Origin of the sequence: Streptomyces sp. SudanB182_2057, assembly GCF_964272715.1 — a bacterium.
Lineage (GTDB): Bacteria > Actinomycetota > Actinomycetes > Streptomycetales > Streptomycetaceae > Streptomyces > Streptomyces rubradiris.
In genome coordinates, this window is the sequence record NZ_OZ186798.1 from 178,662 (window position 1) to 197,787 (window position 19,126).

The 19,126-nt window shown below is 71.5% G+C and carries 12 protein-coding genes and 2 pseudogenes; 7 read left to right on the plus strand and 7 right to left on the minus strand.

Annotated elements, in window-relative coordinates; genetic code table 11:
- Positions 1 to 161 precede the first annotated feature (161 nt).
- Positions 162 to 1,418, plus strand: coding sequence for an IS701 family transposase (locus ACSURM_RS00550; protein ID WP_436952341.1), 1,257 nt, complete (start codon positions 162 to 164; stop codon positions 1,416 to 1,418).
- A 56-nt stretch (positions 1,419 to 1,474) separates the two neighbouring features.
- Here ACSURM_RS00550 and ACSURM_RS00555 read toward each other — a convergent pair whose 3' ends face one another.
- From ACSURM_RS00555 to ACSURM_RS00565, 3 genes are all read right to left on the minus strand, one after another.
- Positions 1,475 to 1,597 carry a hypothetical protein gene (locus ACSURM_RS00555; protein ID WP_436952343.1) on the minus strand — a complete coding sequence of 41 codons (123 nt, stop codon included), beginning with the start codon at positions 1,595 to 1,597 and terminating at the stop codon, positions 1,475 to 1,477.
- A 330-nt stretch (positions 1,598 to 1,927) separates the two neighbouring features.
- Positions 1,928 to 2,269: a nuclear transport factor 2 family protein gene (locus tag ACSURM_RS00560; protein WP_436952345.1), complete on the minus strand. Its 342-nt coding sequence runs from the start codon at positions 2,267 to 2,269 to the stop codon at positions 1,928 to 1,930.
- A gap of 315 nt (positions 2,270 to 2,584) precedes the next feature.
- Positions 2,585 to 3,439, minus strand: a complete 855-nt coding sequence (locus tag ACSURM_RS00565; protein ID WP_436952347.1) for a helix-turn-helix transcriptional regulator — start codon at positions 3,437 to 3,439, stop codon at positions 2,585 to 2,587.
- 166 nt (positions 3,440 to 3,605) lie between these two features.
- On the opposite strand from ACSURM_RS00565, the gene ACSURM_RS00570 reads away from it, so the two are divergent.
- Both ACSURM_RS00570 and ACSURM_RS00575 read left to right on the plus strand, forming a co-directional pair.
- On the plus strand, positions 3,606 to 4,367 hold the full coding sequence (locus tag ACSURM_RS00570) for an SDR family NAD(P)-dependent oxidoreductase (protein WP_436960855.1): 762 nt from the start codon (positions 3,606 to 3,608) through the stop codon (positions 4,365 to 4,367).
- 50 nt (positions 4,368 to 4,417) lie between these two features.
- On the plus strand, positions 4,418 to 5,173 hold the full coding sequence (locus ACSURM_RS00575) for an SDR family NAD(P)-dependent oxidoreductase (RefSeq protein WP_436960857.1): 756 nt from the start codon (positions 4,418 to 4,420) through the stop codon (positions 5,171 to 5,173).
- Positions 5,174 to 5,252: 79 nt separating this feature from the next.
- Here ACSURM_RS00575 and ACSURM_RS00580 read toward each other — a convergent pair.
- A pseudogene (locus ACSURM_RS00580) lies at positions 5,253 to 5,390 on the minus strand (IS701 family transposase); the annotation flags it as partial.
- Between the two features lie 24 nt (positions 5,391 to 5,414).
- Here ACSURM_RS00580 and ACSURM_RS00585 point away from each other — a divergent pair.
- Positions 5,415 to 5,626 (plus strand): annotated as a pseudogene (locus ACSURM_RS00585) (IS701 family transposase); the annotation flags it as partial.
- A gap of 75 nt (positions 5,627 to 5,701) precedes the next feature.
- On the opposite strand, the gene ACSURM_RS00590 reads toward ACSURM_RS00585, so the two are convergent.
- Positions 5,702 to 7,330, minus strand: coding sequence for an alkaline phosphatase D family protein (locus tag ACSURM_RS00590; protein WP_436952349.1), 1,629 nt, complete (start codon positions 7,328 to 7,330; stop codon positions 5,702 to 5,704).
- A 135-nt stretch (positions 7,331 to 7,465) separates the two neighbouring features.
- Here ACSURM_RS00590 and ppk2 point away from each other — a divergent pair, with 135 nt between their 5' ends.
- Entirely contained in the window at positions 7,466 to 8,461 is a 996-nt protein-coding gene (ppk2, locus tag ACSURM_RS00595; RefSeq protein WP_436952351.1) for a polyphosphate kinase 2, read from the plus strand.
- Positions 8,462 to 9,481: 1,020 nt separating this feature from the next.
- Here the strand turns inward: ppk2 and ACSURM_RS00600 are convergent.
- The gene (locus ACSURM_RS00600) at positions 9,482 to 11,461 is read right to left on the minus strand and encodes a hypothetical protein (protein ID WP_436952353.1); all 1,980 of its coding nucleotides are present in this window, start codon (positions 11,459 to 11,461) and stop codon (positions 9,482 to 9,484) included.
- Positions 11,462 to 12,176: 715 nt separating this feature from the next.
- Here ACSURM_RS00600 and ACSURM_RS00605 point away from each other — a divergent pair.
- Positions 12,177 to 12,335: a hypothetical protein gene (locus ACSURM_RS00605; RefSeq protein ID WP_436952355.1), complete on the plus strand. Its 159-nt coding sequence runs from the start codon at positions 12,177 to 12,179 to the stop codon at positions 12,333 to 12,335.
- A 30-nt stretch (positions 12,336 to 12,365) separates the two neighbouring features.
- Here ACSURM_RS00605 and ACSURM_RS00610 read toward each other — a convergent pair whose 3' ends face one another.
- Positions 12,366 to 13,946, minus strand: coding sequence for an alpha/beta hydrolase (locus ACSURM_RS00610; RefSeq protein WP_436952357.1), 1,581 nt, complete (start codon positions 13,944 to 13,946; stop codon positions 12,366 to 12,368).
- A 1,924-nt stretch (positions 13,947 to 15,870) separates the two neighbouring features.
- Here ACSURM_RS00610 and ACSURM_RS00615 point away from each other — a divergent pair.
- Complete coding sequence (locus tag ACSURM_RS00615; protein WP_436952359.1) at positions 15,871 to 18,963, plus strand: BTAD domain-containing putative transcriptional regulator; 3,093 nt, start codon at positions 15,871 to 15,873, stop codon at positions 18,961 to 18,963.
- Positions 18,964 to 19,126 lie beyond the last annotated feature (163 nt).

Genomic DNA, 19,126 nt, shown 5'->3' on the forward strand with positions numbered 1-19,126 from the left:
ACCGGGTGTGCGGGACACCGACGACGCACACCGCAGTGGTCACCCGACGTTCCCACCCGCGCCGCTGACCCTTCAGGTCGCCCCATCCCGTAGCCGAGTGCCCGCTCATGCGCCCGTGCGCGTGACTTGCGCGTCTTTTCCGGATCCCAAGGAGACCCCCCATGACATGCGTCGACGTGCGTCCTGAGACCAACGGGCGAGCGGCCTTCCCCCCGGTCACCGCTCCCCCGCGCGAGACGACCCTCGGCGAGCTGGCGCCCCGGCTCCTCGCCTCCCTGAACCGCAGCGACCAGCACCGCAAGGCTCTCTACTACTTACGCGGACTGCTGGAGGCCGAGGGGCGCAAGTCCATTCGCGCCATCGCCTCACTGTTCGGCGACCACGTCTCCGAGCAGAATCTGCACCACTTCGTGTCCTCCTCCACCTGGGACTGGGTGCCCATGCGGCGGGCGCTCGCGCACTACCTGACGACCATCACCCACGTCCAGGCCTGGGTGGCCCGGCTCCTGATCATCCCGAAGTCCGGGCAGCATTCCGTGGGCGTGGAACGGCAGTTCATCCCCTCCCTCGGCCAAGTGCTCAACGCCCAGCGGGCCATCGGCGTGTGGGCCGCCTCCGAAGACGTGACGGCGCCGGTCAACTGGCGGCTGCACCTGCCGCAGACATGGTTCGAGGACCGCCGCCGGCGCAGTCAGGTCGCGATACCGGACGGCGTCGGGCCCGAGACCCTCACCGAGTGTCTCGCCAGGGTCTGTACCGAGACCGTCCTGGCCTGGAACCTATCCCCGCGCCCGCTCGTCGTCGACACCGTCGAGGCCGACGTGGCCACGTTGTTCCCGGAGTTCGCGGAGTCGGGCATCCCCTTGCTGGTGCGCGCCGACGCCGGAACGAGCCTGACCGTCTCCGACCCGCTGCTGCCGGCCAGCGCGGGCCAGACGATGCCCGCGGACCAGATCATGGGGATGGCACGGGACTTGCGGCGGCCCGCCAACTGGACCGACTCGCGTGCGGACAGCGGCCGCCACACCCACCTGGCGGCGACCGTCCGGGTAACCCTGCCGGCCGCGGGCGGGTCCGCCGCGCCCTGCGGCGAACTGGCCCTGCTGGGCGTGGAGGACGCGGGCGGGCGGGGCAGGACGCAGCTGTGGCTGACCACTATGACCACCGCGCAGCCCGCCCTGCTGGTGCGCCTGACCCGGCTCGCCGACAAGGTCGGCGCGGATTTCACCGGGATCTCCGAGGAAGTGGGCATGCGGGACTTCACGGGACGCTCCTTCGGCGGCTGGCACCGGCATGTCACCCTCGCCTCGGCGGCCCATGCGGTCGTCGCCCTGTCCGGCCGCGCCCGCCAGCCTCCCGGCCCCCGCCCCCTCACCGGCCCCGCTTCCCTTTCCGATGCGGGTCTGCCGCCCTCCTGACCCCCGTCCCGCACGAGCACGGTCCCCGGCCCCGGCCCTGCCCTGCCCCGCAGGGCTCATGGCCGCACTCTCCTCCGCTCGCCCCGCAGGAGCCACGCCAGGTACACACCACCGGCCACGCCGGTCAGGACGCCGACCGGGAGCAGGGCCGAGCCGCTCAGGCGTTGCGTGGCGAGCACGCTCCCGTTCCCGACGGGAGCGGCCGGGCGCTGGATACCGGCCCTGGTGGCGAGCCGACGTGGTACGCGACCTGGCTTCTTCGAACTACCGGTGCGTTCCGTGGTCAGGTGACAGGACGATCAGTCCTGCGGGGAGGGAGCCGGTATGGGCCCGGAGAACTGCCGTGAACGGCGGGCGGCACACGTATCGGCTGTGGACCCGGCCCGACACCGGCCTGCAGGCGGGACATGCGGCCCGCTCCGCCGATGCGCGGGCAACCTCCGTTGCCCCGGCACTGAAAGTGATCCCGAACCAGGGTTCCGTGGGAGACGTCAGGACGTGAGTCTTGCTCACATCACCGCATCGGTGCGCAGCGGTCCGGCGGTGACGTGGAGGGTGCGGATCCTGCCGTCGTCGTCGAGGCGGTACAGGTGCATGAACGGGGCCCGCACGATGGTGTCCGGGTCGGTCTTCTTCGCCATCACGGCCTCGCCGCGCAGGAACAGGACCCCGTCGGGGGCGTCCCAGCACTCGAGGACGGTGTGCTCGATGTGCAGCGGCTCGTCGATCGTGACGAAGAACGCCTTGACGGCCTCGGCACCCACCACGTGGGCCGTGCCGAAGAACATTTCGGTGTCGTCGGTCATCCGGGCGAAACCCTCGCCGAAATCGAGGGTGTCGAACTCGCGCATGAGCTGTCCGACCCACCGCGGCACAGAGACGGGAGCGGCATGCTGCGCCATCGTTCTTCCCCTTCCTGCGGCCTTCGCCAGGGGATGTCGGTGTCGGCGGCACACCACAACGAGTGTCCTCCACAGACTACTTGAGGCGGCGCCGCTCCCTCGGGTCGGCCGCGGCCCGCGTACCGCGGTCCCGGCTCGCCGGTGCCGCCGCACGTCCCCGCCCCGCCCCGCCGCGCGGCGGCCGCACGGGCCCGGCCAGGCCCGCGGTGCGGGGAGTGCCGATCGCCTTCCGCAGGGGTTCCAGCCGGGTACGGCCGGTGCCGGTCAGGGTGAATTCTCGCGTCGTGCCTCGCCCCGGCTCCGGGTGGCGTGGAGGGAGCCGAGCAGGTCCAGCGCCTGGGCGCTGGGGCTTCCCGGTTCGGCGTGGTAGATGACGAGTTGCTGGCCGGGCGCGTCGCGTACGTCGAAGGCTTGGTAGGTGAGGGTGAGGGGACCGACGTCCGGGTGGTGGAGGTGTTTGGCGTCCCGCGTCTTGCCGCGCACGGTGTGGCTGTTCCACTGGCGGGCGAACAGGGTGCTGTGCTCGGTGAGGGTGCGGACCAGCTCGCGCAGCCGCGGAGCGTCCGGGTCGAAACCCGTCGCGTGGCGGAGGTTGGCGACGACGGCCTGGGCCGCACGGTCCCAGTCCGTGTAGAAGTGCCGGCCCGCGGGGTCGAGGAACGTCATGCGGGCCAGGTTGTCCGGCGGGTCGAAGGGGGCGAAGAGGGCGTCGGCCAGGGCGTTGGTGGCGAGGATGTCCAGGGTTCGGTCCAGGACGAATGCGGGGGTGTTCGGGTAGCCGTCCATCAGTTGGCGCAGTGCGGGACTGACCCGTGCGGACGTGTGCGCGGCGAGGTGGTCGCCGGGTGTGGCCCCGGCGAGCCGGTACAGGTGCGCGCGGGTGTCCTCGTCGAGCCGGAGCGCCCGGGTGAGGGCGTCGAGCACCTGGGGTGAGGGGTTGCTTTCGCGTCCCTGTTCCAGGCGAGCGTAGTAGTCGGCGTTCACTCCGGCCAGGACGGCGACCTCCTCGCGGCGCAGTCCGGTGACCTTGCGGGTCCCGTAGCTCGCCATGTCGACGTCCTGCGGCCGCAGGCCCGCACGGCGTGCACGCAGAAAGTCGCCCAGGTGGTTGTCGGTCATTTGTTCAGGTTAAGCACAGGCCGGGTGCGCTGCCTGGGTGTGCCGCACCCAGGCAGCGTACGTCCTGGTCAACTGCTGCCGACCTGCTCATTCTCGGTGGAGAGCGACTGGCGCGGGACGCGCGCCGATCGAGGAGAACCGAGGAGAGGAGCCGTCCGTGGCCGGGATGGGTGGCGGTGATCGGCGGGATGCCGAGTTCGCCGGGAAGGTGGCCCTTGTCACCGGGGGTGCGCGAGGGGTCGGCAGGGAGACGGTGGCGCTGCTGAGCGCCCGTGGCGCCCGCGTCGTCGCCGTCGACCTGCGTCCGGAGACCGAGGACCTGCCAAAGGAGTTTCCCGGTGTCCTGGCTGTGACCGGGGACGTGACGCGGGAGGAGACGGCCGTCGGGGCCGTGCGCAGGGCGGTCGACGCGTTCGGGGGGCTGGACATCCTGGTGAACAACGCCGGGCGCACCGTGAACAAGCCTGTCACCGACACCACCGCCGAGGACTGGGACGCGGTGATGGCGGTCAACGCCCGCGGCTCGTTCTTCTTCGCCCGCGAGGCCTTCGGGGCCATGCGGGCCGGCGGTGGCGGGGCCATCGTCAGCACCGGCTCCTACGCGGGCACCGTCGGGCTGCCCGAGGGCGCCGCCTACAGCGCGTCCAAGGGCGCTCTGGCCCAGCTGACGAAGGTGCTCGCCGTCGAGGGCGGGCCCCTGGGCATCCGCGCCAACCTCGTTGCCGCGGGCGTGATCGAGTCCGACTTCCTCGACACCTTCCGCTCCGACAGCCGCGCCTACCTCGCCTCCTTCGCCGACGCACAACCCCTGGGCCGGGTGGCGCAGCCGGACGAGATCGCCGAGGTGCTGTGCTTCCTCGCCTCCCCGCGCTCCAGCTTCGTCACCGGAGCCGTGGTCGCCGCCGACGGCGGCTTCACCGCGCTCTGAACCGGCACACGAGGTACCCAACACACCACATGAGGAATCGAGGGATGACCATGACGGGACGCCTGGCAGGAAAAACAGCGCTGATCACAGGCGCGACGGGCGGCATCGGACAGGCCACCGCGAAACTGTTCGCCCGCCAGGGAGCACATCTGGTGCTCACCGATGCCTGCGCCGACGCCGCGGCGGACCTCGCGGCCCGGCTGGAGAGCACTGGCGCCGAAGCACTGGGCATCGGCCTGGACGTTTCGTCGCAGCAGCAGTGGCGCGAGGCCATCGCCCAGGTAGAGCGACACTTCGCAAGGCTGGATGTGCTGGTGAACATCGCCGGAATCGTGGACTGGGCCGGCGTCGAGGAAACCGATCCGCACACCTGGCACCGGGTGATCGCGGTCAACCAGACCGGCACCTGGCTGGGCATGAAGACCGCCATGCCGCTGCTGCGCGCCAGCGGCAACGCCTCGGTGATCAACACCTCGTCCGTCCTGGGGCTGATCGGCAGCGGGGGCGCCGCCGCCTACCACGCGTCCAAGGGAGCAGTACGCCTGCTGACCAAGACCGCCGCCGTGGAGTACGCCGCTCAGGGCGTACGCGTGAACTCCGTGCACCCGGGAGTCATCGCCACCCCCATGATCCAGAAGATCCTCGACCAGGAGGGAGACCAGCAGCCCGACATCGTGCGGACCCCGATGCGGCGCGCCGGCCGCCCCGAGGAAATCGCCCCCATGATGCTTTTCCTGGCCAGCGACGAATCCTCGTACATCACAGGGGCTGAATTCGTCGTCGACGGCGGACTCACCGCGCACTGACCCATCAGCTCCTATCGGCAACCGGCAACCGGCCCACAACGGTGGCGGTCGTCCCACCAGCCGTGCCGGGTCACTGCGGCGCCTGCTGGGCCAGCCGCCGCGAGCGCACCCCGGCGGGCCGGACCCGCAGTACGAGGAACCGGAAGGTCATAGGGCCGCACGAACCTTCCCGCCAGGTCACCTCGCTGAACGCCTTCCGCCCGGCGGCCGCGGCCAGTTCCTCCTGCCCGAGGTGCGACCGCCGGCCGTATGGCCCGACGGCGAGGACGGATCGACCCGGTTCTGGCTGTCCGACCTGCCGCCGACGCCCCGATCGCCGCCCTGGTCCGCCTGGCCGAGATCCGTCGGCGCATCGAGCACGACTACCGCGAACTCGAGCACGGCCTGGGCTACTTGGAAGGCCGCTCCTGGACAGGCCGGCACCACCACGTCACCCCGGTCACCGCCGCCCACCTGCCACCGGCCGCTGCCCACACTCCCGGCGCAGATACCGAACAGCAAGAGCCGCGACAACCTGACGGAGTCCTGCTACCCGGCGGTCAGGACGGTCTCGTGCACGGTTCGCAGTGTCTCGTCGGTACCGGTGCGCTCCAGGCGCAGGTGGGCCGAACGGCCGCGCAGGGTGAGGGTCATGAGCTGGTTGCCGAACCAGGGCCCGCCCTGCTTGCGCCACCTCACCGGCGGCCGGGGGCAGCGGCCGTGCCGGGCCAGCAACCGCCCCAGGAGGCGGGCCGGGGCGCTCCAGCCGAAGCGGAACCCGATCCGCATCGTCAGAGGCACAGAGTTGTGCACGGGTGAGCAGGTGAGCTGGACCACCGGTATGCCGGGGCCGCCGGACGGCCAGGAGGCGCGCGCGACGTAGCCGTGGTGCACGTCCCCGGACAGCACGCACACGCTCGCCGGGGCGCCCGGCGCGGATGCGGCTTCACCGATGAGGCCGGCGAGGTCGGCGAAGGAGCGCGGGAAGGCCGCCCAGTGCTCCAGATCGGCGCCACGGCGCAGCCACTCGCCGAAGCGGGCCCAGCGGTCCCCGCGTTCCCCGGCGCACAGGGCCGCGTCCCAGCCCTCGGCGTCGTGCACCAGGTGCGGCAGCAGCCAGGGCAGGGAAGTGCCGATCAGAAGGTGGTCGTAAGCCCCCTCGTCGGCCAGGACCTGCTCGCGCAGCCAGCCGGCCTCGCCCGGGTCGAGCATGGCGCGCCGGTCCTCGTCCAGCACGCGTGCGGCCCGGGAGTCGACCATCACCACCCGGACCCGGCCGAAGTCGCGCCGGTAACTGAAGCGGACCGAGGAGGGATCGGCGTCGGCCCGTTCGGCGAGGGCGCGCAACGCGTGCGTGCCGTCAGGGGCGTCGCGCACGGCGGCCCAGGCCGGGTCGTCGGCCAGTTCGGCGGGCGAAAGGTTGCCCAGGTGCTGGTGGACCCAGTAGGACATCAGGCCGCTCAGCAGCCGCTGCTGCCACCAGTCGGTGGCGCGCATGTCGGCGAGCCAGGCGGCGGAGGTGTTCCAGTCGTCCACGATGTCGTGGTCGTCGAAGATCATGAAGCTGGGCACGGTGGACAGCAGCCAGCGGATATCCGGATCGAGCCAGGATTCGTAGTAGAGGTGGCAGTACTCCTCGTAGTCGGCGACCTGGCTGCCGGGCGCCTCGTCGAGGTCGCGGCGAGTGGCCAGCAGGCGCCGGGTCTCCTCGGAGACCTCGTCGGCGTAGACCTGGTCCCCCAGGAGCAGCAGGACGTCCGGGCGCCGCGCGTCGGGGTCGGCCGCCAGCCGCTTGGCGAGGGTGTCGAGCGCGTCGGGGCCCACCGCGTCCTTGCCGTCGGCCGGGGGCGCGGCCCAGCGGCACGACCCGAAGGTGACCCGGACGGCGTCGCCGGCGCCGGGCGCCCGGATGACCGAGGGCGGGAAGCGGGAGTCGGGCAGGGGCCACACCGGCGCGTCGTCCAGGAACACCTCGTACGACGGCGAGGTGCCCGGTCGGAGCCCGGTCACCGTGACGAGGGCGTAGTGGTGCCCGGCCACCCGGAAGGTGGGGGCGGTGCCGCTCGCACCGTCCGAACAGCGCACGTGCGCCGTGCAGGGCACGTCCGTCTCGACCCACACGGTCGCGCACGAGCCGTCGGTGTACCTCAGCAGTGGTCCCAGGCGCAGTTCGGCCATGTGATCGCCATCCTGTCTCGCACCGTACGGAAAGGAACGACCGTAGCGACGGTACATGGGACCCGTTCGCGTGGGCACGTGGGAGAAGACCGGGCGGGAGGGCCCCGGTGAGTGGCGAGGCGGAGAGGCGATGTCGTGGCCGAGCACGAGCAGGCGACCCAGACCCAGGAGATCCACGGCACGGCACGTGAGGACGACCTGCTGCGGGGGCTCGAGGTGGACGACCGGCAGCCGGAACGGCCGGTGCTCCTGGACTCCGGCGGCCGGCCGATCGAGACCTGGCGGGAGAACCACCCATACGACCACAGGATCGGCCGGCGCGAGTACGAGCAGACCAAACGCATACTGCAGATCGAGCTGCTGAAGTTCCAGCGCTGGGTGAAGGACACCGGCCAGCGGGTCGTCGTGGTCTGCGAGGGACGGGACGCGGCGGGCAAGGGCGGCACGATCAAGCGCTTCACCGAGCGGCTCAACCCTCGCGGGGCCCGGGTGGTGGCGCTGGAGAAGCCGACCGAGCGCGAGGCGGGTCAGTGGTACTTCCAGCGCTACGTGGCCCATCTGCCGGCCCGCGGCGAGATCGTCTTCTTCGACCGTTCCTGGTACAACCGCGCGGGCGTCGAGCGGGTCATGGGGTTCTGCACGCAGGACGAGTACCGGCAGTTCCTCCAGCAGGCCCCGATGTTCGAGCGCCTGCTCACCGATGACGGCATCCTGCTGGTCAAGTTCTGGTTCTCGGTGTCCCAGGCCGAGCAGCGCACCCGGTTCGCGATCCGCCAGGTCGATCCGGTGCGCCGGTGGAAGCTCTCCCCGACGGACCTGGCCTCCCTCGATCGCTGGGACGACTACACCACGGCCAAGGTCGACATGTTCCGGGCCACCGACACGCCGCACGCGCCCTGGACGGTCGTGAAGAACAACGACAAACGGCGGGGCCGGCTGGAGGCGATGCGCAGTCTCCTCGACCGCTTCGACTACCCGGCCAAGGACCACGACGCGGTCGGCACCCCCGACCCGTTGATCGTCGGCGCGGCGGAGACCCTGCTCGAACCGGGCGAGGAACCCACGGCCCTGTCGCCGACACCGCTGGCCGGACCGGGCGGCGAGCCCGGCAACCACCCGGACCCGCGGTGACGGACCGGCGGCGTCCGCGCGGCGTCGAGACGTGGGCACGTCCGGCTGTGTCCGGCCGGCGGCGACGGCCCGGAACGCCGCCCGGTCCGGCACCCATTTTCCCGCAGAGCCCCGCCCCGTCACGCGTGTGTGCCGTTCCGGCACAGTGAGCACGTGCTCATCGTGATCGGCGGACTGCCCGGCACAGGCAAGGCCACCCCTGGCCCGGCTGCCGGCAGCCCGGCACAGGCAAGGCCACCCTGGCTCGGCTGCCGGCCGCGCGCGTCGGCGCGGTCCACCTGCGCGACGACCCGGCGGCGAATAAACGGTGACGTGACGGCGCAGCGCGGACGGCAGGGGCGCCGCGGGAGACGACGGGCAGCGACACCTCCCCCGACCCCGGCCGGGCGGGTGTAGTCGTCGACCGCGGTCAGCGCCTCAAGCCGTCCTTGGCCCGGGCGCCCTGCCTGCCGCCGGCCCTCCATCGGATCTCCGCAACCAACCAACCTTCTGGTGAACGGATGTACTGGTAACGGACCCGGCCCTGGTCGGGCAGGTGGTACTGGTGGAAGTGGATGCTGTGGTCCTCGAACGCGCCGACCACGTTGATCGGCGCCGTGACCAGGCCGAAGAAGATCGCGCCGGACCACCTCCGCGCTCCCGCACGCGCGGACGGCCACCGGGAGCGGCGGCCGGGTGGTGATACCGGCGCAGCGGCTGGGCTCTACCGACTTCGCGGCGCTCCACGACTTCGCGCAGGGCCTGCGATTGGCGGACCCGTGGCTGAACGGGCCAGGTGGGGCGGTGGGCGGGGGCGAGGCCGGCATGTTCGTCCGGGCACCGGATGGTCGCGGAGCTGTCCAACGACGAGCAGCTCACCCACGAGCACAGCGCGCCGCTGCCTACGGACCACTTCCGCCTGCCGGTCAGCTGGCCCGTCGCCCACAAGATCTACGGGACCCGGCGCATCCCTCCCGCCTGGTGCTGCCCCTTGTCGACGGCGGCCGGAGGCTCGGCGCCGGGGCGCAGGCGGTGGCCGCTTCAGCGGAAACGCAGGAGTCCTGAGAGCCGGTCCATCGCACGGATGGCGTTCTCGGGCCAGTCGCTGCCCGGCATTACCCGGGCCACCGGCCGGACCACGGCCCGCAGCCCCTTGTCGAGCCAGTCCGTCTCCACGACGGTGCCGATCGTCCCGCTGACCGCACGGAGCGCCCCTGCGGACCAGTCCACCGGCCACCGCCGCCTGGACTGCCCCCGGTGGTCGGGGGTGAGCTTGAGGAGCTGCCAACCGGCGCGGCGCGGCGGGTTCGCACGTGGTTCGGTCGGGTACTGCCACCCCTGGTTGGTGCCGAAGAAGAGGTACTCGTCGCCCACCGGCAGCACGCCGCGGATGCCCCAGGTGCAGGCGTTGTTGAAACCGGTGGTGGTCAGCGGCCGGGCTGGGTCTTCGGCGTTGTCGAAGACCCATACCTGGCCGGCCACCCGGTCGTCCGGGAAGGCCAGCGCACGCAGCAGTCTCAGCTCCGTCGCGTTGACGGGCCGGTCGAGCATCCGCTCGAGTACGCCGGTGGAGGGGTTCAGGGTGATGTCCCGCAGGATCTTCGCCATGTTGAACGTGCCCATGTACAGCTTGCCGCGGAAGACGGCCGCGCCCCAGCCGACGTAGTCGTTCCACCGGTCGCCGAATCCACCGCGGCCGAATTTGGGGTCCTGGTGCAGCAGGTTGTCGCGGAGTGTCCATCCGTCGCCGCCGCGGCCGGGTTCGTAGGTCCAGTACCTGCGTTCGCCGTAGAGGAGCTCGGCCTGTTGGTACGGCTCGCCGAGGTCCCTCAGCCGGTACACGACTCCCGCCGGGGAACTGCGCAGAAAGGCCACGGTCAGGTCCGGCAGCGTCTCGCGGGGGATCTCGGGGTAGGCGGCGAGGTGGCGGGTGAAGGACGGCTCGATGCTGGGGATGCCGAAGGTGGCGTACACCCACCCGGCGAACGAGGTCACCGCGAACGACACCATGGAGCGCGCGGTGACGGGATCGGGGAACAGCTGCGCTGCGGTGAACACCAGCCGCCACTGCGTGCGGGTGTCCGGCGACAACGCCTCCAGCGGCGGGCTGACGTACACCCCCGCGTGCTCCCGGCTTCGGGTGCCGACCCACGTACCGGTGACGATCCGGCCCTGGTGGACCGTGAAGTAGCTGGGTTGGTTGCCCAGCAGCCCGACCTCCTCGAACCGGAACGGGTCCTGCTCGTCGCCCGACCAGCGCTGCACGCTGCCCGTCGGCCGGTTCGGGCCGGAGCCGGTTCCCGCTTCGCCGGCTTCGGCGAGGCCGACACCGAAGTACAGCCGGTCGCCGGCGACGACGAAGTTCTTGATGTTGTTCCACTCGGGAAAGCGGCGCCAGCCCAGGAACTCGGCGTCGCTCGCCCGGTACGCCAACAGGACGACCGTGCCGCCCGCCTGGGCACCGGCCTCGGTCGTGGTCTCGATCCCGCCGATGAGGACGACGTTCGCCAAAGACCCTGCCGCCCGCAGCCCGGCCAGTTTGTTCAGATCGGGGCACTGCTCGGCGGTGGGGGTCCGGTTCGTCGACGTACCGTCGGCGATGTCGTACTGCCACACCTGCACCGGGACCGCGTCGCCGACGACGCCCTGGGCCGGCAGCACCTGGTGGGCGGAGTCGTAGGAGGCGCTGAACTCGCAGGTCACGTTCTCGGGGTCGTCCCACGGCCGCAGCGGGGAAGCCATTCCGGTGCCGGGGAAGTCGGTGGCCACGGTGACGAAGCCCGCGCTGGTGACGTTCGTGGCCGTGCCCCACCAGACACTTCGTCCGGCGTCGTCGGCCGTGAACGCCCAGATGTAGTGCTGGGTGATCTGCGCCCGCCCCCCTGCGGGCCGTTCACCGCCCGGTGTGATCGGCTCGGTCCGCTGACCGAACCCGCACCACCACCGGTCCGGCTCCGCCTGGGCCACGACCGTCACTCCGCTGCGGCGGTCCTCACCCGGCGTCGAAGGTCCTGCGAACATCACGCCTCCGTGGACGTTCATGGGGGTTCGTCCGCCAAGTCTCCGGTCCCTCGGCCGACCGGGCCACGCGAACCGCACCGACCGGGTGAGGGCGGACCGGAAGAGGCGAAGGCCGCCCGGCCCAAGATGCACCCCCGTGCGGGCAGCTCGTTCACTGGCGGAACGGACCTCGACCGCCAACTCCCCTGAGCCGGAGGACAACCGTGGCCACCGTCTGGAAGTCCCACGCTCCGGGAGGGGCTGATCACGGTCGTGGAGACGGCGGTGGTCAGCCGGCCGCAGGATCCGAGGAGGCCGAAGACCGAGCGGTCGCACAACCTCGCCGGGACCGGCGCGCCTGCGGGCACTCCCGCCGTTCGTTCCTGCGGACCGCCGTCACGGCCGGCCTGGGTGCCGCCGCCCGCGCACCGCTGGTTGCGGCGTGTGCCCGGTCCCCGGAAACGGACGCGGCCGCGGCCAGTGCGGCCCCGGCCACCCCGAGTGCGCGCCCCTCGGCCAGCACCCGGACGTCCAACGGCTACGGCCGCACCGACGCCGACTTCGCCCGCGCGGGCCTTCGGCGCGGCGGCATCCAGCAGTGGGAGGACGGCTTCCGCACCGCCGGCCTACCGCAACGGCCGGGACAGGGCCGGCTTCACCTTCACCGACGGCACGAGCGCCGGCCTTCGGGCTGGGTACTGGCGAAGAAGCGCGAGAGGCGGGGCCCGGCCCGGGAGTGCTGCACGCGCCGGACTGCGAGGTCTCGCCGCTGCTCGATCCGGAGCACGCGCTGAACGTCGCCGAGACCCCGGGGACGCGGCTGTACGCCATGTGCGGGTGCGCCCAGGAGCCGACGCCGACGCTGAGCGGGTTCGACCACATCACCGAATCCTGACCTGCCGTGGGCGCCCGGAGTGTGGCAGCGTCAGCAGGTCGCGCCCGGCTTCACCGGCTTGAGGTCGATGAGGTAGCTGTCCACGGCGTTGTCCACGCAGCTGCTGCCGCGCCCGTAGGCGGTGTGTCCAAGGCCCTCGAAGGTCAGCAGCATGCCGTGGGGCAGCTGGCGGGCCAGGCTCTGTGCCTCGTGATACGGCGTGGACGGGTCGCCGGTGGTGCCCACCACGAGGACCGGAGGAAGGCCATCCGCACTCACCCGGTGCGGGCCTCGTCCGCGGTGCGGCCAGCCCTTGCAGTCGAGCGCGGCGACCACGCTCTCGGACCCGAAGTCGCCCTCTGCGAGGTGCGCCTTGTCGAGGGCTTTCCAGTATTCCCGGGGGTCCTTGGGGTGGGGGATGTCGACGCAGTCGACCGCGGTGCCGGCCGCGTCGGAGTTGTCGGGGTGACTCTCCTCCTCCACTTCGCTACTGCTGCCGGTGTCTTCGTCCGCCGAGGCGTTTTCCTCTCCGTCGGCGATCTCGGCGAGCCGCGTTCCGTCACCGCCGGCCGCGTCGCTCAGCCCCTGGGACAGGGCCTCCCACTGCTCCTCCGGGGTGTACATCGAGTTGACGACGGCGCTGTGCAGAGTCGCCACGTCCAGGCCCCACTCGCTGTCGTCGACCGGCAGCGGCTTCTCGGCGGTCCGCTTGTAGAGACCGTCGAGCAGCTCGCGGATGCCGTCAGGGGTGCCGGCGGGGCAGGCGTCCCCCGCCATGTCGGCGCAGTGTTCGGCGTAGTCGTCGACCGCCTTCCTGAATCCGGCGGCCTGACTGCGGGCCCGCTCGGCCCAGTCCTGCGCGGGGTCGACGGCCCCGTCCAGCGCCATCGCGCGTACCCGCCATGGGAACAGCTCGCCGTAGGTGGTGCCGAGAGACGTCCCGTAGGACCAGCCGAGATAGCTCAGTTTGTCGTCTCCGAGCGCGGCGCGCAGCACGTCCATGTCGCGGGCGGCGTCTACCGTTCCGACGTGCGGCAGGATCGAGCCGCTGTGCCTCTTACAGGCCGCGGCCGTGCTCTCGGCGTCGGCCAGGGCGGCCCGGCGCTGCTCGGCCGTCGCGGGGTGGAGCGGCTGGGGCGCGGCGTCATCGGCCCGCGTATCAGCCTCGTCGTCAGGGCCGCAGTCCACTGCGGGCTTGCTGCCCGCCACACCGCGCGGGTCGAACCCGACGATGTCGAAGCGGGCCCGTATTCGCTCGCTGAACGACTCCGCTCCGCCGTCCTTGAGCAGGGCGACCCCGGATTCCCCCGGGCCGCCCGGGTTGAAGACCAGCGCCCCGATGCGGCGGGTCGTGTCAGTCGCGGTGGCTCGTATGAGGGGAAGGGTGAAGGTCTTGCCGTTGCCGGGCGCCGAGTAGTCCATGGGGACCTTCAGCGTGGCGCACTCCTCCTCGCCGCAGGGCTTCCACTGCGGCTTCTGGTGGTAGAAAGCGCGCAGGTCGGCGCGGGCGGCGGGATCGTCGGCGGCGGCCGCGGGGGTGTCCTGCGTACAGCCGCTCAGCGAACCCGCGGCGAGAACTGCCGCCACGGCCAGGACGAGGGCGCGGCGGTGCCGCTTGCCATGAGTGAACAAGGGTGACTGCTCCGGACTCCGAATCGAGCATCGCTGCGACGTGTCAGCGACGAGGACACGGTACGAAGCGGAATCCCACCCTCACATCGTTCCGAGGTAGAGGCCGCTTCTCCTTTTCTCGTCCGGAGGGATGACAACCAATGCCACCGACGAACCCTCCGGGAGCGCCGCCGGTCTTCAGACCGACCGAGTTCGCGAAACCAGCCCACCACGTCGGCTACGGACTCGCTTCGAGCCAGCCGACTGGCTCGGGCATGCCCTCAACTCGGAACACTCAAGCGGCCGACCCGAACGCTCACCGGACAACTGAAGCGCTCAGTCACGGATATGTTTCCAGCAGGTGTGGAATTCGGCCGGGTCGGAAGCGGAATCAAATTGCCGAGACGTACGTGAAATCCACCAGGTCGGCCCGGGGGCGCTTCTGCGGGGTCGTCAGCGTCCCGGCGCGGTAGCGCTCCACCCGTGCGGCGCGAGACACCCATGCGCTCCGCCGGGGGCTGCGTCGGCCCCTTCGCCCGCGTGAGAAGGAGTGCCACCTGAGCCTTCCGGATGCCGGCTACCAGGGTCCGGGCGCCCAGACCGGCGGACGCCTAGTGATGCCACCACCGCGAGTTCAAGAAGAAGATCCCGGACTGGTACGAGGAGACGCACGAGCGGCAACGCAAGACGCGCTCCTCACGCCGTATCCGCGTCGAGCACAGCATCGCGCATTTGAAGAACTGGCAAACTCTGACCCGCCCTCTCGGCCGCCACGAGCACATCGGCGACACCGTCCAGCCCTCGCCGACCTGTTGTCCCACCTGCAAACTACGAACCTCGCCTCGGCACGGAAGAACCGGCCGGGCCGACTTTTTACGCCTGCAACGCCCTGCAACGTCCGCGAAGAGCAGTCGGACATCCAAAACAAGAAATATCCGCATTTATTCTACTTTGCTCTTTCTGGTGTGTCAGCTCATCCCGAATGGCCAGGTCGCGAATGCAGGGAGCCATTTTGAGTCACCTGGCTCATTCGCGTTCGCCCAGCTCAGGAGAATGCTCGTTACACTGATTCCGGCGAGGCACACCAGCCTCAGAACAGCAGGGACATCGCGAACACCATGAACGCAGACATGTCCGAGCGGAATGAGAACATCAGCCGACTCACCACAGCCGACCCGACCATCCCCCTCTCACACAGCGCGGCAGTCCAGGTAAGACCTCGCGAGACCCAGCAAGCCTGGCCGGCCGGGACACGCTCCGAGATCGTGACGAAAGGCGACCCCTGGGGAGGATGGGCGGTGCGCCACCGGCGCGGGGCCAAGGCGTCCGCTCTCAGGCAGGCAGCGGGGCCACCAATTGAATACCAGGCGCTGACGAGAAGAGGCGCTCGACTACCAGGCGAGACCGCGTAATGGCCGGCATTCGCAGGGTCCGCTGCGGCCTCCTTATCGCGATGCGGTTCGGCGTCGGCAATGTTTGCTATTGGCTGTGGTCGAGTGCGGACGTCGGCACGTTAGTCGTCTCCGGAAATCTGGTCATCGGGGGTTTTTCCGGCCGCCGTGGGTCGGCCGGAAGCGGAACCAGGCGGCCCGGGTATTCCGCGAACCCGGGCCCCGTGCGCATCAGGTCGTCCCTGCCCTCCACGCCCGCCGGGCCCTCAAGCCGAAATGGCCGCGCCCCTCCGGAACGCGGGACCGGACGAGCGGGCACGGCCAGCTCACTGGCCGGCATGGAAATCGCCGTGTCATGGCGTGTTCAGCGCGTCACTTGCTCGGCACTGTTTCAGCACCTGTCCCGCCCTACGACCGAACGCCCGTCAAGTGACCGTCGAAAGGCAAGAGCCCCCCACATGGCGTACACAGCTCAAGAGCAACACAGCGCGTCCCTGGCAGATCTGTCGTTCGAGGCTTTCGGTGTGATGACGGCTCGGCGCGGAGCCGAGCAGGTGCCTCTCGGTCCCCCACGGCACCGGGCCGTGCTGGGGCTGCTGCTCATCCGGCTGGGCCAGGTCGTGCCCGCCGATCAGCTCATCGACGAACTATGGGGCGACAGCCTCCCCAGACGCCCGCAGGCCACCCTGCAGACGTACCTGTCCCATCTGCGGCGGGTGCTGACAGGGCGGCACGGGCCGATCGCCCCGCTGCGCTACCAGGCCCCCGGGTACGTCCTGACGGTGGAGCCGGACACGTTCGACCTGTCCCGGTTCGAGAGCCTCGTCTCCCAGGGGCAGCGCCATGCGGCCGACAGCCGGCTCCAGGACGCCCGCGACGCGTTCGACAAGGCGCTGCGGTTGTGGCGGGCGGACCCCTTCCTGGACCTCGCGGCCTACACCCCGCTCGCGGAGGAGGCCGCCCGCCTGAGCCTCCTGCGGACCACCGCCGTCGCGGCCCAGGCCGACACGCTCCTCGAGCTCGGCGAGGCCGGTGTCGCCGTCGCGCTGCTGCGCCGCGAGGTGTCCCTCCAGCCCATCGACGAACGCCTGGTCGGCAGCCTCATGACGGGCCTGTACCGCCTGGGCCGGCAGGCCGAGGCGCTCCAGCTGTACGACCGGACGCGCGCCTACCTCGCCGAGGAACTCGGGGTCGCCCCGGCCCGCGAACTCCAGCGCGTCCACCTCGCCCTGCTGCGCCACGAACTCGACGACCGGACGTCCGCCCCGGCCGCCGTCGAGGTACGCGTCCGGCCCGGCACCGTGGCCGAGCGGGAGGCGGAGGGGCCCGCGCCGGCAGACGGTCCGGCGGCCGACCCCGAGGACGGACAGCGGGGTACGGCACCGGCGGCCTGGTCCGCCTTCCCCTGCCGCGGCGACGCCCTCGACACTCTGCGGTCGTCCATCACCGGGGCCCTGCGCGGCAGCGGGCACACCACCGCCGTCGTCGGCGAGGCGGGCGTCGGCAAGACCGAACTGGTGGCACGTGCCACGGATCGGGCGCAGCCGCCGCTACCGCAGACGGAGTTGATCCGCGTCAACTGCCGCAGCAGCGAGGGGATGCCCGTCGGCTGGGTGTGGCAACAGGTGCTGCGCCGGCTCGACATCCCGTTCGGGACGTCCTTCGACGACCTGCGCAAGCAGCGCGCCGAACGGCACCCGGTGACAACGCTGTCGCAACCCCCCTCGGACCGGATGGACTTCCTCGCCCAGGACGCGCTGTGCGAAGCGATCCTCCAGTACGCCGACGGCAGCCCCCTCCTGCTCGTCCTCGAAGACGTGCACCTGGCGGACCGCCTCACGCTCGACGTGCTGGGACTGTTCTGCAGCCGCACGCAGGGGCGGCCCGTCAGCGTGGTGATCACGGTCCGCGAACCCGGTCTCGGGGCCGGGCCCGAGACCGACGGCCCGCTCGTCGACCTCCTGGCCGACTCCCGCACCAAGGTCGTGCACCTGGACAACCTCACCGAGGACTACGTCCGGGCCGCGGTCACGGCCCAGGCCGGGCCCGGCGTCGAAGCGTCCGTCGTACGGGCGCTGTACGAGCGCAGCGCCGGCAACCCCTATCTCCTCGACCAGTTGCTCGCCGACGCCGGCGGGGCGCGGCGCCTGCGCGATCCCCGTGCGGCCGACGTCGTCCGCGCCGGGATCCCGACGGGCGTCCGCAGCATGCTGCGCCGGCAGTTCGCCGGACTGCCCCCGCGCGTCCTGCACCTCCTCCAGTGCTGCGCCGTGCTCGGCGGCGAGGCGACGCTGGCCGCGCTGACCGCCATGCTGGACGACGAGGACGCCGGCCACGACGTCCTGGAAGAGGTCCTGGCGACCGGGCTCATGCACAGCGACCCCGACGACCCGCACCGGCTCGTCTTCCGCTACGGCCTCATCCGCGACGTCCTCCTGGCGGAGCTGCGCCGCCAGGACCGGGCGGCCCTGCACGCGCGCGCCGTCGGCGTGCTCGGTGCCCGCCACGACGACTCCCCCGAGGCGAGCGAGCGGATCGCCGAGCACGCCTGGCAGGCCGTGCTGGCCCTGCCGGCCGAGGACGTGCTGCCGCACCTCAGGCGCGCCGGCGAACAGGCCATCGTCGACGGCGACTACCGGCGCGCGCAGACCTGGTTCGAGCACGCGCACACCTTGCTCTGCGCCATGCCCCGGGACGGTGGCGAGGCATCGGAGCAGACGCTGGACCTGCGCAGCAAGCTCCTCTACACGGCGAGCATCACCCGCGGCTACAGCAACCGGCAGGTGGCGGCCGAGGCCGGGCGCGTCCGGAAGCTGTACGCCGCCACGGCGGGCCGGTCCATCGAGCAGGCCGCCTTGCTGCTGTGGCAGTTCGGGGCAGAACTGATCACCGGCCGGCACGCCGAGTGCGCCCGGCACGCGGAGCAGTTGCGCACTCTCGCCGAGCGGTGCGACGCCCCAGAAGTCCGGTTCTACGAGCGGATCGCCCGCGGCATGCTCCAGTTGCCCAGCGAGACCGCCGACGCGCTCACCGCCCTGACCGAGGCGGAGCGGATCGCCGAGAAGCTGACCCCCGAACGGCGGGAGCGCATGACCGGCCGCTCCCAGCACGACCCGCGGTTCATGGCCGCGAACCATCGCGTCCTCACCCTGTGGCTGCTCGGCGCCACCGACGAGGCGCGGGCGCTGTGCGAGAAGCTGCTCGTGGCCACCGGCCTGGACGGCACGCCGGTCGACCAGGCGAGCGCGTACTACTTCCACTCCCTGACAGCGGCCCTGGGCGAGGACCCCCACGGGGCGGCGGCCTCCAGCGGCCGGGGCCTGGACATCGCCCGCGCCCACGGTCTGAGCCACTGGACTGCCATGCTCCAGGTGTGCCAGAGCTGGGCACTCCAGCAGAGCGGCGAGGCCGCCGCACTCGACAGCCTGGAGTCGGCCATCGCCGAACTGCGCGAGCGGCGGCTGCTCATCCGGCTGCCGCTCCACCTGGGCCTGCTGGCCCACGCCCAGCACAGCAGCGGGGCGGCCGAGGACGCCAGACGGACGCTGCGGTCGTCGACCGCGGAGGCCAGATCACGCGGGGAGCTCGCCTATGTGAGCCACACCCTGCCGTTCACCCGGCTGTGTCCCCTGACGTCCGCTTCGTAGCGGCCGGGTCCGTCGAGGTTCCGCGCCGCCTCCCGCCACAGGGCAGGGCGGCGGCGCGGTCTCCGCGGGGGGGGTCATCCCGTCTCGTCGGTGAAGGGCTCCCGTTCGACGCCCGGTTCGGCGGGGCCTCGGGGGCGGCGTCGATGCGGTCGGGCGTCAGCGC

Excerpts from the sequence above, each read along its gene's own strand:
- ACSURM_RS00560 (WP_436952345.1), bottom strand. The coding sequence starts at position 2,269 with ATGCGCGAGTTCGACACCCTCGATTTCGGCGAGGGTTTCGCCCGGATG.
- ACSURM_RS00575 (WP_436960857.1), top strand. The coding sequence starts at position 4,418 with ATGACGGGACGCCTGGCAGGAAAAACAGCGCTGATCACAGGCGCGACG.
- ACSURM_RS00565 (WP_436952347.1), bottom strand. The coding sequence starts at position 3,439 with ATGACCGACAACCACCTGGGCGACTTTCTGCGTGCACGCCGTGCGGGC.
- ACSURM_RS00570 (WP_436960855.1), top strand. The coding sequence starts at position 3,606 with ATGGGTGGCGGTGATCGGCGGGATGCCGAGTTCGCCGGGAAGGTGGCC.
- ACSURM_RS00550 (WP_436952341.1), top strand. The coding sequence starts at position 162 with ATGACATGCGTCGACGTGCGTCCTGAGACCAACGGGCGAGCGGCCTTC.
- ACSURM_RS00590 (WP_436952349.1), bottom strand. The coding sequence starts at position 7,330 with ATGGCCGAACTGCGCCTGGGACCACTGCTGAGGTACACCGACGGCTCG.
- ACSURM_RS00600 (WP_436952353.1), bottom strand. The coding sequence starts at position 11,461 with ATGTTCGCAGGACCTTCGACGCCGGGTGAGGACCGCCGCAGCGGAGTG.